Origin of the sequence: Halobium salinum (assembly GCF_026586625.1) — an archaeon.
GTDB lineage: Archaea > Halobacteriota > Halobacteria > Halobacteriales > Haloferacaceae > Halobium > Halobium salinum.
Genome location: NZ_JAODIW010000008.1, coordinates 1,019,703 through 1,031,442, shown reverse-complemented (window position 1 = coordinate 1,031,442; position 11,740 = coordinate 1,019,703). Strand labels below are relative to the sequence as shown.

The 11,740-nt window shown below is 68.7% G+C and carries 11 protein-coding genes; 3 read left to right on the top strand and 8 right to left on the bottom strand.

Going from position 1 to position 11,740, the window contains the following annotated elements; translation table 11 throughout:
• The first annotated feature begins 15 nt into the window (after nt 1–15).
• The gene (locus N5095_RS17425; RefSeq protein ID WP_267624407.1) at nt 16–465 is read left to right on the top strand and encodes a PaaI family thioesterase; all 450 of its coding nucleotides are present in this window, start codon (nt 16–18) and stop codon (nt 463–465) included.
• 91 nt (nt 466–556) lie between these two features.
• Here N5095_RS17425 and N5095_RS17420 read toward each other — a convergent pair whose 3' ends face one another.
• Both N5095_RS17420 and N5095_RS17415 read right to left on the bottom strand, forming a co-directional pair.
• The gene (locus N5095_RS17420) at nt 557–1,141 is read right to left on the bottom strand and encodes a VTT domain-containing protein (protein ID WP_267624406.1); all 585 of its coding nucleotides are present in this window, start codon (nt 1,139–1,141) and stop codon (nt 557–559) included.
• Nucleotides 1,142–1,387: 246 nt separating this feature from the next.
• On the bottom strand, nt 1,388–1,573 hold the full coding sequence (locus N5095_RS17415) for a ribbon-helix-helix domain-containing protein (protein ID WP_267624405.1): 186 nt from the start codon (nt 1,571–1,573) through the stop codon (nt 1,388–1,390).
• A gap of 191 nt (nt 1,574–1,764) precedes the next feature.
• Here N5095_RS17415 and N5095_RS17410 point away from each other — a divergent pair, with 191 nt between their 5' ends.
• The gene (locus N5095_RS17410; RefSeq protein WP_267624404.1) at nt 1,765–3,048 is read left to right on the top strand and encodes a dihydroorotase; all 1,284 of its coding nucleotides are present in this window, start codon (nt 1,765–1,767) and stop codon (nt 3,046–3,048) included.
• Between the two features lie 163 nt (nt 3,049–3,211).
• Here the strand turns inward: N5095_RS17410 and N5095_RS17405 are convergent, their stop codons facing one another.
• The 6 genes from N5095_RS17405 to N5095_RS17380 all read right to left on the bottom strand — a co-directional run bounded on the left by N5095_RS17405 (nt 3,212) and on the right by N5095_RS17380 (nt 10,717).
• Nucleotides 3,212–3,571, bottom strand: coding sequence for a hypothetical protein (locus tag N5095_RS17405; RefSeq protein WP_267624403.1), 360 nt, complete (start codon nt 3,569–3,571; stop codon nt 3,212–3,214).
• Between the two features lie 81 nt (nt 3,572–3,652).
• A complete protein-coding gene (locus N5095_RS17400) occupies nt 3,653–4,096 on the bottom strand; it encodes a DUF7268 family protein (protein ID WP_267624402.1) in 444 nt (147 codons plus the stop codon).
• A 1-nt stretch (nt 4,097) separates the two neighbouring features.
• On the bottom strand, nt 4,098–5,039 hold the full coding sequence (locus N5095_RS17395; RefSeq protein WP_267624401.1) for an ABC transporter permease: 942 nt from the start codon (nt 5,037–5,039) through the stop codon (nt 4,098–4,100).
• Between the two features lie 34 nt (nt 5,040–5,073).
• A complete protein-coding gene (locus N5095_RS17390) occupies nt 5,074–6,099 on the bottom strand; it encodes an ABC transporter permease (RefSeq protein WP_267624400.1) in 1,026 nt (341 codons plus the stop codon).
• Between the two features lie 50 nt (nt 6,100–6,149).
• Nucleotides 6,150–7,889, bottom strand: a complete 1,740-nt coding sequence (locus tag N5095_RS17385) for an ABC transporter substrate-binding protein (protein ID WP_267624399.1) — start codon at nt 7,887–7,889, stop codon at nt 6,150–6,152.
• Nucleotides 7,890–8,077: 188 nt separating this feature from the next.
• Nucleotides 8,078–10,717: an ABC transporter ATP-binding protein gene (locus tag N5095_RS17380; protein WP_267624398.1), complete on the bottom strand. Its 2,640-nt coding sequence runs from the start codon at nt 10,715–10,717 to the stop codon at nt 8,078–8,080.
• Nucleotides 10,718–11,093: 376 nt separating this feature from the next.
• On the opposite strand from N5095_RS17380, the gene N5095_RS17375 reads away from it, so the two are divergent.
• Entirely contained in the window at nt 11,094–11,708 is a 615-nt protein-coding gene (locus N5095_RS17375) for a DUF7529 family protein (RefSeq protein ID WP_267624397.1), read from the top strand.
• The last annotated feature ends 32 nt before the right edge of the window (nt 11,709–11,740 follow it).

The window sequence follows — 11,740 nt, the reverse complement described above, 5'->3', positions numbered from 1 at the left end:
GGCTCACGACCGAGCATGGACTCGGACGACGACTTCCCGGACGAGGCGGCGAGCATCGTCCAGCAGTACATCGAACAGGAGCACGGCTACCTCTCGTGGCTCGGCACGGAGGTCGACGAGATGGAGCGCGGCCGGGTCGTGCTCACCGTCCCCTACGACGAGAAACTGACGAACACGGTGACGCCCCCGACGGTCCACGGCGGCATCGCGGCGACGCTCATCGACACGGCGGGCGGTATCGCCCAGCGGACGATGCTCGACGACCCGCTCGACGGCGGCGTCGCGACGGTGAATCTCAACGTGAACTACCTCCGGCGGGCGTCGGGGGACCTCACCGGCACCGGCGAGGTCATCCGCGCCGGCAACTCGATCGGCTGGTCGACGGTGACGGTGGAGAGTTCGACCCCCGGCGGCGACACCGAACCCGTCGCCACCGGGCAGGTGGCGTACCGGCTGTTCCGGTAGCGTCGGTCAGTCACGCCGGTTAGTCGCGTCGGGCAGTCGCGTCGGTCGGCAGCAGGGCGGCTCGAACGGCCGACTGGCGGACCCTCCCGCCTCACGCCATGTCGAAGAACGGAGCGAGCACCGTCGCGACCAACAGCAGGCGCACCGCGCTCCCGACGAACGTCGCGCCGGCGAAGCGGAGGTAGTTCTCCTCCAGCGCCGAGAACGCGTAGATGGTGACCGTGTCGGGGAAGAAGGGGATAGAGAGTATCATCGCGAGCCCCACGTACCCCCACTTCCGCGCCGCCTTCACGGTCGCACGCTCCCCGTACTCCACGAGGTCGACGCCCGACTTCTTGAACCACCGCGTGATGGGGCCGGCCGAGCGGTCGCCGACCCAGAACGCGACGACGCTTCCGACGGCCTTGAAGACGCTACTCACCAGCACCAACAGGGCGAACTCGCTCCACGACGGGATGGGGAACTCGAGCTCCGCGGCCAGCACGACCTCCCCGGGAAGTGGGAGCGCCACCGCGACGAGAAAGGAGTAGACGCCGATGACCGCCAGCCCGACGACGCCGGTGGCGTCACGCACCATCTGCTCGACGGTCTGCATCCAGCCCAGCGGGCTGAACCCCTGTGCGAACAGGGTGAAGTGCCCCGTCACGGCCAACTCCCATACCTCGGCGAGTTCCATCTGGTCCCCACCTTCTCCCGGTCCGAAGGTAAACGACGTGGCCCAACTCCCCCGGGAGCGACCGGAGACACCTCCCGGCTGTCGTGGCGCTCGGTCGCATCTTCAGGTGCACGGTCGCTCCGGGCTAGTCGTCACACTACGGCGTCAGCGCACACCGAGCTGACAGGACTGCTCGGTGCCGCGGCGCTCAGTCGCATCTCCGCGTCAGCGAGACGAGCACGCATAAACGCGTGCTCGTCGTGGCGCTCAGTCGTCTGCACTCCGCGCCGCGACGAACCGCGAAACCGACCGGTCGGCCTCGCTCTCCTCGCCGAGGTATTCGCGGACGGCGTGGCGGATCGCCTCGCTCCGGTTCGGGAACTCCCCCTCGTCGACGCGGGATTCGAGTGCTCCGAGCTGTGCTTCCGGGATTCGTAGCGTGATTCGGTCCATGTGGTCCTCCCTCCCCTCGGTCGGTTCCCCGACCGTCGCGGGTTACCGTTCGGATTCGGAGACATTCATTTAAGGGTTGCGACGGGTGTCGAAGGATTGACCCGTCCGCACCGTCGACGCGGGGCGACGTGGTGAGCCCGGAGAGACCCGCGGCTTTAGGAGCCGCGGGTGCCCACGCTCCGGTAGCTACCATGCTCTTTCGTAACGCAGTCCTCGCGGACGGTCGCACCCGGGACGTCCGCGTCGACGGGGAACGCATCGCGGCGGTCGAGACCGACCTCGACCCCCGACCGGAAGAACGCGTCGTCGACGCCGACGGTCGACTGCTCCTTCCGGGCGCTATCGACGCCCACGTCCACTTCCGCCAACCCGGCTACGAGCACAAGGAGACGTGGGCCTCGGGCTCACGAAGCGCCGCCGCCGGCGGCGTGACGGCCGTCGTCGACCAGCCCAACACGTCGCCCCCGACGACGACGGGCGAGGCGTTCGACGAGAAGGCCGAGTTCGCGGCCGACTCGCTCGTCGACTGGGGTATCAACGGCGGCGTCACCACCGACTGGGACCCCGACTCCCTCTTCGACCGTCTGCTGTTCGCGCTCGGCGAGGTGTTCCTCGCGGACTCCACCGGCGACATGGGAATCGAGGCCGACCTGTTCGCCGACGCCGTCGCCCGCGCCGCCGACGCGGGCGTGACCGTGACGGTCCACGCGGAGGACGCCGACCTGTTCGACGAGGGGGCCAAGGAGCGGGACGACGCGGACGCCTGGAGCGCCTATCGGACGGCGGAGGCCGAGGCGGCGGCCGTCGAACGCGCGCTGGAGGTCGGTGCGGATTCCGAGGCCGACATCCACATCGCTCACACCAGCACGCCCGAGGGCGTCGACGCCGCCCACGAGGCCGGCGCGACCTGCGAAGTGACGCCCCACCACCTGCTGCTCTCCCGTGACGACCTTGACGACCTCGGCACGTTCGGCCGGATGAACCCGCCGCTCCGCTCGGAAGACCGACGCGAGGCCGTCTACGAGCGCGTCGCCGACGGCACGGTCGACATCGTCGCCACCGACCACGCGCCGCACACCCGTGAGGAGAAGGACGCCTCGATATGGGACGCGCCGAGCGGCGTCCCGGGCGTCGAGACGATGCTCCCACTCCTGCTGAACGAAGCCCGCGAGGGCCGTCTCACCTACGAACGCGTGCGCGACCTCGTCGCCGCGAACCCGGCCGACGTGTTCGACCTCCCGCGGAAGGGCCGCGTCGAGGCGGGGTACGACGCCGACCTCGTCCTCGTCGACCCCGAGACGCCCCGAGAGGTCAGCGGCGACGACCTCCACACGAACTGTGACTGGACGCCGTTCGAGGGCCGAACGGGCGTATTCCCCGACATGACGCTCGTCCGGGGCCACGTCGCATACGAGCGCGACCGCGACGGGACCGAGAGCTTCGGCGACGCCGTCGGCCAGAACGTGCGGGAGTAAATCCGACCCCGTCGCCGGTGGGTGTCGGATTTCGAGTTCGGAGTGTTTCGACTGGAAAGAGAAGGGTCGCGACTGTGAGCCGAGTCGATACTGCTGCGGGGTCGCGACCCGGGCCGGACCGAGGTCCGCTCGCCGGGACCCGGGGTCCCGTCGTGTCGGACGCCTACAGGAGCTTCTTCAGGCGACGCGCGGCGGACCCGCCGAGCAGCGAGTTCTCGAGGCGCTCCTCGGTCGACTTCTGCTTGAGGTACGTCGCGAACCCGAGGATGGTCGGCGCCCAGAGGCCGATGAAGACGCCCTGCTCCTTGTCGCCCTGCACGTAGTAGGTGTACAGCGAGAGTCCGACGGAGGCGATTGCGGCGCCGAGCGCGGCGTCGCCGCCGGTGCTCTCGGGTTCGCCCTCGCTCCGCTTCGCCTGCTTCGCCTTCTTCGCGGCCTTCTCGGCCGTCTTCGCGTTCGCCGACTCGTCGGCGTCGGCCGTCGACTCTGTGCCGTCGTCTCGACTGGAACTGAACAGCGTCATGCGACTCGTACCGAGAGCGAGACGTGTTTTGGCCTTCTGGCCGGGGGTTCAAACCCATGGAGCCACCGCCGTCGACGGCCGTCAGACGCCGCCTGCGGCCACCGTCGCCACCACGACCCCGACCATCGCGCCGGCGCCGAAGCCGGTGATGCGGGCCATCGCCCGCCGCGAGCCGCGCTCGGTCCACCCCTCGGCGGTCCCGAGGTGCTCCTGCATCGCGCCGACGGAGTTGCTCACGAGCATCGAGCCGGCCCAGCCGAGCAGACCGAAGCCGAAGGCGACGCTGCCGAGGACGAAGACGAGGTCGCTCGCGGCACGCACGGAGTCGAAGTAGAGAAGCGAGACGATGAACCCGACGACGCCGGCGACGAGGCCGACGAGAGCGGCGGTGCCGACGAGGCGGGTGCGGGCGGTCAGGACGCCGACGATCTCGACCTCGTCGGCGCCGTCGGAGCCGGCCGAAGCCGCCGCCCCACTCTGGTCCGACGCCGACCGGGTCGGCTCCCCGTCGCGCCGCCCAGTCACGCTAGTCGACCGCCTCGCGCATCCGCGGGTCGAGCGCGTCGCGCATCCCGTCGCCGAGGAGGTTGAACCCGAGGACGGTGATGGCGAGCATCAGGCCGGGGAAGAACGACCACCACCACTCCCCCGTGAGGAGCCCCTGGTCGACGCCGTTGGCGAGCATCAGACCCCACGAGGGGGTGCCCGCGCCGGCGCCGAACCCGAGAAACGAGAGCGCGGCGAGGTCGATGATGGCCAGCCCGAAGTTCAGCGTCGACTGGACGGTGATGGGTGCGAGGCAGTTCGGCATCACGTGCCGAACGAGCACGCGCGGGTCGGCGGCGCCGAGGGCGACCGTCGCGTCGATGTACTCGTCTTCGAGCACCTTCAGCGCGGCCCCACGGACGACGCGGGCGAACCGCGGCGTGTAGACGAGCGTCAGCGCGGTCACGGCGCGCCAGAGGCCCAGTTCGTCGGGGAAGATGGCGACCAGCGCCAGCGCGAGCAGGAGCGACGGGAACGCGAGCAGCACGTCCATCGTCCGCATGATGACGTTGTCCGTGATGTCGCCGTAGTAAGCGGCGATGATGCCGAGTCCCACGCCGGCGACCGTCGAGATGCCGACGGTGATGGTGCCGAACTTCATCGCGATCCACGCGCCGTACAGCGAGCGCGCGAAGATGTCTCGCGCCTGCAGGTCGGTGCCGAAGGGGTGAGCGAGGCTCGGCCCGGCGAGGCTCGGGTTCGTCCCGATCTTCGTCTGCTTCAGCGCGGCGAGGTCGGGAGCGATGCCGAAAACGGCCCCGAGGCGGGCGTACAGCGCGATGGCGACCATGCCCAGGATGAGGGCGATACCGGCCACGGCGAGGCGGTTCGACAGCAGGTCGGAGAGGAACGGCGACGCTCGAAGTCGGGCGAGGAAGCCCCGCTGAGTCGTCCGTTCCGCGGATTCCGTTTCGACGCTCATGGTGTGTGCTGGGGGTGTGAGGCGTTCGGTGGATTCATTGGTCGATGCGCGGGTCCAGGTAGGAGTAGGTCAGGTCGACGCCGAGGTTCACCAGCGTGAACAGGAACGCGAACACGAGCACGGTCCCCTGGACGAGCGGGTAGTCGCCGACCTCGATGGCCTGCACGAGCAGGGTGCCGATGCCGCCGATACCGAAGACCGTCTCGGTGAGGACGGCGCCGCCGAGCAGCGTCCCGAACTGGATGCCGATGACGGTGATGACGGGGATGAGCGCGTTCTGGAACCCGTGTTTCATCACGGTAATCTTCGCGCCCTGGCCCTTCGCACGGGCGGTTCGCATGTAGTCCTGTCTGATGACTTCGAGCATCGACGAGCGCATCATCCGCGAGATGAGCGCGGTCCCGTAGATGCCGATGACGGCCGCCGGCAGGAGCATGTGACTCGCCGCGGAGGCGAACGCGTCCCAGCCGCCGGTGGTCAGCCCGTAGACGAAGCTGTCGAGCGTGATGAGGCCGGTGTACACCGGCACGTCGAACGCCGAGCCGATGCGACCGCTGGCGGGGAGTACGCCGAGGAACTGCGCGAACAGCAGGATGAGCAGCGGCCCCGACCAGTAGATGGGCATGCTGATGCCCGTCAGCGCGCCGACGCGGGCGAAGTGGTCGGTGGCGGTGTCCTGCTTGACCGCGCTGATGACGCCCAGCGGGATGCCGACGAGGATGCCGATGAGCTGACCGAAGATGGCGAGTTCGAGCGTCACGGGGAGGCGCGCTCGGAGCACCGTCAGCACGGGGACGCCGCGCTGGACGATGTAGGACTCGCCGAGATTCAACACGAGGACGTCCGTCAGGAAATCGAGATACTGGACCCAGATGGGTCGCGTGAGCCCGAGGTCCTGCCGGACGGCCTCGACCTGTGCCTGCGAGGCCCGCTGACCGGCGATTACCTTCGCCGGGTCGCCCGGGCTGAGGTGCAGGATGGCGAACACGAGCGTCGCCACTCCGAACAGCACCGGAACGAGCAGCAGGAGTCGTTTGAGGACGAAACGCTTCGAGACCATGGAAGGATGTGTGAAGGAGTGCCGCTAAGGGGCTACCGGTTCCGGGTCGCTCAGTTCGAGAGGCCGACGTTCGCGAGGAACGGGCCGCCGATAGGTGCGAGGGTGAACCCCTCGACGCGGCTGTGGACGCCGCGCAGTTCGCGGGCGTGGTCCATGAACACCCACGGCGCCTCGTCGTGGGCGATCTTCGCGGCCTCCTCGTAGTTCGACCGGCGGGCACCCTCCTCGTAGGTGGTCTGGGCCTCCTCGACGAGGCTCATGTAGTCGGCGTTCGCCCACCCGGCGGAGTTCAGGGTGTTGTACCCGTCCGTGTCGAAGCTGACCCAGTCCTGGCCGTCGGGAACGTCGACCTGCGGGTGGAGCAGGGCGTAGAAGAAGTTGTCCGGGTCGGCGTTGTCGGTCATCCAGCCGAGGAAACAGGCGTCGTGCTTGCCCGCGCTCGTGTAGTCGAGGAACGGGTTGAACGACTGTTGGTTGATGGTGACCTCGATGCCGACCTCGCTGAGGTTCGACTTGACCGTCTGGGCGGCCTGCAGCGGCGACGGGTTGTACGTGCGCGGGTTCTTGAACGTCGCGAGTTCGAAGGAGAAGTCGCTGACGCCGGCCTCGTCGAGGAGCGACTGCGCCTTCTCCGGGTCGTGTGGATACGGCGAGAGGCTGTCGTTGTACCCCATCACGTTCGAGGGGATGGGCTGACTCGCCTGCTTCGCGATGCCCTTGAAGATGGTGTCGACGATGGCCTTCGTGTTGATGGCGTAGGAGACCGCCTGTCGGACCTTCTTGTCGCGGAACTCCTCGACCTTCGCCATGTTGAACGCCATGTAACCGACGTTGATGCCGTCGGCCTGGTTGAGGCGGGCGCTCGAGGAGTTCTCGATGATCTTCGACGCCTGCGCGCCGATACCGTCGATGATGTCGGCGTCGCCGGAGTCGAGCGTCTGGGCGCGCGTCGTGTTCGAGCCGATGGCGGTGAACACGACTTGTCCGACGCTGGCGCCCTCACCCCAGTACTCCTCGTTCCTCGTGAGGCGGATGCGCTGGTTCGAGGTGTCCCACGAGTCGAACGCGAACGGCCCGGTCCCGACGGGCTCCTTCGAGAGGTCCTGACCCTTCTCCTGAATCGCCTTCTTCGAGAGGATGCTCGCCGCGAACATGGCGAGGTTGCGCAGGAACGGCGCGTACTTCTGGGTCATCTGCATCGTCAGCTCGTAGTCCCCGTTCGTCTCGACGTTCTCGATCCAGTTGCCCAGCGTGAACGGGCCGTACGCGGAGACGTAGCTGTCGCCGGGGTAGTACTCGTAGTCCTCGTCGACGAATCGTCGGTACGTCGCGACGACGTCCTCCGCCGTGAACTCCTCACCGTTGTGGAACGTGACGCCCTCGCGGAGCGTGACGGTCGTCTGCTGGCCCTCGAGGGTGTAGTCCTTCGCCAGACCCGCACGGAGCGACGTCTTGCCCGGCTCGAACATCACCAGCTGCTCGTACATCTGGTTCGTGACCTTCACGTCCTCCCCGCTGGTGGTGTTCTGCGGGTCGAGCGTGCCGGAGTCGTTGCCGCGAGCCCAGGTGAGCACCTGACCGCTCCCGCCGGAGCCGCCGTCCTCGCTGCCGGTGGTCGTCTCGCCCTCGCCACCAGTCGTGGTCTCCTCCCCACCGCTCCCGTTTGCGCCACCGGAGCCGGTGGTCGTCTCGTCGGGGTCGGCGGCACAGCCGGCCAGTGCCGCGCCGGCCGCGGCCCCGCCGGCGGCTTTCAGGAACGTTCGACGGTTTACTGTGTCGTCACGTGGCATGGGTGGACATCAGGAGAGGGGGCCGTAAAATTACCGGAAACGAAATCCACGATTTTACCCTACAGGTGGACGCCGTCCCGCAGTTTACTCGCGGTCGAGAAAACACGACCGCCCGCAATCGGCGGCGAACCGAAGCCGAGCGCACCCGCCGTCGACGTCGGGGGCGCGAGCACTCGCCCGCCCCCCGCTCAGTTCGCGTCGTAGAGGTGGCAGGCGGCGGGGTGGGCCTCGTCGCCGAGTTCGGGGTCCTCACGCTCACAGACGCTCTCGAAGCGCTCCCGGAGCGTCGATTCGGCCGTCTCCCAGTCGCCCTCGACCAGCGCCGCCAGCGCCGCGTCGACGACCCGACGGTTCTCGCCGCGCAGGTCGTGTTCGAAGTACCGCTCGCGGAGCGTCGCGACGGTGTCGTCGTCGGCGTTCGTCGGTCCGGAGGTGTCGGTCGTCGCCGAGGAGACGCCGGTGTCGGCGGCGCTATCGGCCGCCCCGCCGTCAGTCGCTTCGCGCCGGTCCTCGGGCGCTCCACCGTCTTCAGTTCCGCGCCGGTCCTCGGGCGCTCCACCGTCTTCAGTTCCGCGCCGGTCCTCGGGCGCTCCACCGTCTGTCGCCGCCTTCGTGTTCGCCCCCGACTCGGGGCCGGCGGCGGCCTCCGCACGGACGGCCTCGACGTCGATGTTGCGGCTCTCGACGCGCTGGCGGAGGTTCATCACCTCGCGGTACGCCTCCTGGTCGATGTCGACGTCCGTCGGCGGGATGACCTGCGGACAGCGCGTCCGGAAGTGACAGCCCGAAGGGGGGTTGATGGGTGAGGGCACGTCCCCTTCGAGGATGACCCGGTCGTCGGTGTCGGCGGTCGGGTCCGGTTCGGGGATGGCCGACAGGAGGGCCTGCGTGTAGGGGTGTTTCGGGTCGGCGAACAGTTCGTCGGTGTCGGCGACTTCGACGACCTCGCCGAGGTACATCACGGCGATGCGGTCACAGATGTGCCGGACGACGGAGAGGTCGTGGGCGATGAAGAGGTACGTGAGCCCGAACTCCTCCTGGAGGTCCTCCATGAGGTTGAGAATCTGGGCCTGCACCGACACGTCGAGCGCGGAGACGGGCTCGTCGGCGACGATGAAGTCGGGGTCGACCGCGAGCGCGCGGGCGATGCCGACGCGCTGGCGCTGGCCCCCGGAGAGTTCGTGAGGGTAGCGCGCGCGCTGGTTCGGGTCGAGGCCGACAGCCTCCAAGAGTTCGGTGACGCGCTCGCGACGCTGTTCGCGGGCGGACCGGTCTCCCGACCCCTCGGCGGGCAGGTCGTGAATCTTCAGCGGCTCCGTGACGATCTGCCCGACGGTCATCCGGGGGTCCAGACTCGACATCGGGTCCTGGAAGATCATCTGCATGTCGCGGCGCTTCTTGCGCAGGTCGTCCTTCCCGAGGTCGGTGAGGTCGTCGCCGGCGAACACTACGCGCCCCTCCGTCGGTTCGAGGAGGCGCAGGAGGGTGCGACCGGTCGTCGACTTGCCACAGCCGGACTCGCCGACCAGCCCCAACGTTTCACCGTCGTAGACGGTGAGGTCGACCCCGTCGACGGCCTTGACGCTCGCCCCGTCGAGGCCGAGCCACTCGTCGAGCAGGCCGTCCGCCCGCGAGAAGTGCTTCTTCAGCCCCTCGGTCTCGAGGAGTGGTTCGCCCACGTCGTGGTCGGCCGCGGCGAGCGCGTCGTCCTCGCCGTACTCGTTCGTGTCGAAGTCGTCGAGGACGCACTTCGAACGGTGGTCCACCCCTTCGGGACCGTGCTGGAGGTAGGGGATATCCCCCTCCGTGCACTCCGGCTTGGCCCACGGGCAGCGCGGCGCGAAGTTACACCCGTCGGGCATGTCGATGAGGTCGGGGACGTTCCCCTCGATGGGCGTCAGGCGCTCTTTCTCCTCGGTCGGGATGGATTCGAGCAGGGTGTAGGTGTAGGGGTGCGAGGGGTTGCCGAATATCTCCTCGACCGGCCCCTCTTCGACGATTTCGCCGGCGTACATGACGGCGACGCGGTCGCAGGTCTCGGCGACGACGCCGAGGTCGTGGGTGATCATCAGCACGGACATCCCCAGCTCGTCCTGCAGGTCGTTGATGAGGTCGAGAATCTGGGCCTGGATGGTCACGTCGAGCGCCGTGGTGGGTTCGTCGGCGACGAGGAGGCCGGGCCGGCAGGCGAGCGCGATGGCGATGAGCACGCGCTGGCGCATCCCGCCGGAGAACTCGTGGGGGTACTCGTCGACGCGGGTGGTCGGTTCGGGGATACCCACCTCCGAGAGCACCTCGACGGCGCGCTCGACGACCTGCTCGTCGAGGTCGTTCCCCATCTTCGGGAGAATCTCGCGGACGGCGTTGAGCCAGTTATCCTTCTTGCGCCCGCCGTACTGGTGGAGGCGCAGGGACTCGCCGACCTGCTCGCCGACCGTCAGCGCCGGGTTGAGCGAGGTCATCGGGTCCTGGAACACCATGGACATCTCGCCGCCGCGGACGGCGCGCAGTGACTCCTCGGGCGCGGCGGTGAGGTCGACCACGTCGCCGTCGACGAAGCCCGGGTTCTTGCGCCGGGAGCGGAACTCCTCGGCGAGTTCGGGCGAGCGGAGTTTCACCTCGCCGGAGACGATTTCGCCGGGGTCGTCGACGAGGCCCATCGCGGAGAGGGCGGTGACGGACTTGCCGGACCCCGACTCGCCGACGAGGCCGACCGTCTCGCCCTCGCGGACGGTGAGGTCGACCCCGTCGACGGCCTTCACGCGGCCGCGGTCGGTGGCGAACTGGGTCCGGAGGTCCGAAATCGAGAGCAGCGGATCGCCGGTCATTACGCCTATCGTGGTAGACGGTGGCGCAAATAGCTTTTCACCTGTTCCTCTCGGCGTCGGGTGATTTACTCGGATTTCGTGAGTGGTTTTGATTCGGTGAGTCGGGTTCGGTTGCCGACGGTCTAGCTTCCGAGGGGACTCCCGAAAGCCCCCGCACGCTCGCCTCGCGCGACTTGCTGCGCCCTTCACTCGCTCTCTTCGGTCACTCGCTCCAGTGCTTGCATCGCCGTGCTTCGGCGACCGCGCGGCCCCTTTCGCGGGTCGTCTCGTCCATCAATTCGGCTGACAAGTCTTCAGAAACGCCACCGGACCCACCGGAGAACCACAGACACGAACGCTTTTCCCGCCCCGAGAACCCACACCACGGACGAGAACGATGAACCCCGAAGACACCGCCCACCCTCTCTCGGGCGTGCTCGACGTGTGGGAGCGGGTCGTCGACGACATGGAAGCCACCGCGGCCGAGTACCGCGAGGACGGCTGGGAGACGCTCGAACTCCACCCCGGCGACGTGACGCCGATTCCGGGGACGCGCGACCAGCCTCCGACCGCCCCCGGCGAGGACGCCGCAGGCGGCGAGGCCGTCGACCTCCCTGAGGACACGTTCGGCCTCGACGCGCTCCTTCCGGGCGACGAGTTCGAGGCCGTCTCCGAGGCCATCGAGTCGGCGACGTTCGACGAGTTCGAGGTGTTCCGCGCCGACTCGGGCGGCGTCGTCTTCCTCGTACTCGCCATGCTGGCGCCCGACGCCGACCGGGCGGTGCTCCTCCCGCTCTACTACGCGACGGGCGACGCGACCGCGATGGCCCGCCGCGCCCGCGAGGCCGGCGAGATGCGCGTGGTCGTCCGCCCGCTCTCCGACGACGAGCAGGTCGTGTTCACGCAGGCCGACCCCGAGCCGCTGCTCCCGGAGGCCCGCGAGGCGGCGCCGAGCGAGGACGACGTGCCCGTCGCGGACGGGGAGACCGAACCCGAGCGGACCGAGGAGTAGTTTCGTCTCGCGTCCCGCGTTTCGACCCGGCT

Excerpts from the sequence above, each read along its gene's own strand:
- N5095_RS17425 (WP_267624407.1), top strand. The coding sequence starts at position 16 with ATGGACTCGGACGACGACTTCCCGGACGAGGCGGCGAGCATCGTCCAG.
- N5095_RS17420 (WP_267624406.1), bottom strand. The coding sequence starts at position 1,141 with ATGGAACTCGCCGAGGTATGGGAGTTGGCCGTGACGGGGCACTTCACC.
- N5095_RS17415 (WP_267624405.1), bottom strand. The coding sequence starts at position 1,573 with ATGGACCGAATCACGCTACGAATCCCGGAAGCACAGCTCGGAGCACTC.
- N5095_RS17410 (WP_267624404.1), top strand. The coding sequence starts at position 1,765 with ATGCTCTTTCGTAACGCAGTCCTCGCGGACGGTCGCACCCGGGACGTC.
- N5095_RS17405 (WP_267624403.1), bottom strand. The coding sequence starts at position 3,571 with ATGACGCTGTTCAGTTCCAGTCGAGACGACGGCACAGAGTCGACGGCC.
- N5095_RS17395 (WP_267624401.1), bottom strand. The coding sequence starts at position 5,039 with ATGAGCGTCGAAACGGAATCCGCGGAACGGACGACTCAGCGGGGCTTC.
- N5095_RS17390 (WP_267624400.1), bottom strand. The coding sequence starts at position 6,099 with ATGGTCTCGAAGCGTTTCGTCCTCAAACGACTCCTGCTGCTCGTTCCG.
- N5095_RS17385 (WP_267624399.1), bottom strand. The coding sequence starts at position 7,889 with ATGCCACGTGACGACACAGTAAACCGTCGAACGTTCCTGAAAGCCGCC.
- N5095_RS17380 (WP_267624398.1), bottom strand. The coding sequence starts at position 10,717 with ATGACCGGCGATCCGCTGCTCTCGATTTCGGACCTCCGGACCCAGTTC.
- N5095_RS17375 (WP_267624397.1), top strand. The coding sequence starts at position 11,094 with ATGAACCCCGAAGACACCGCCCACCCTCTCTCGGGCGTGCTCGACGTG.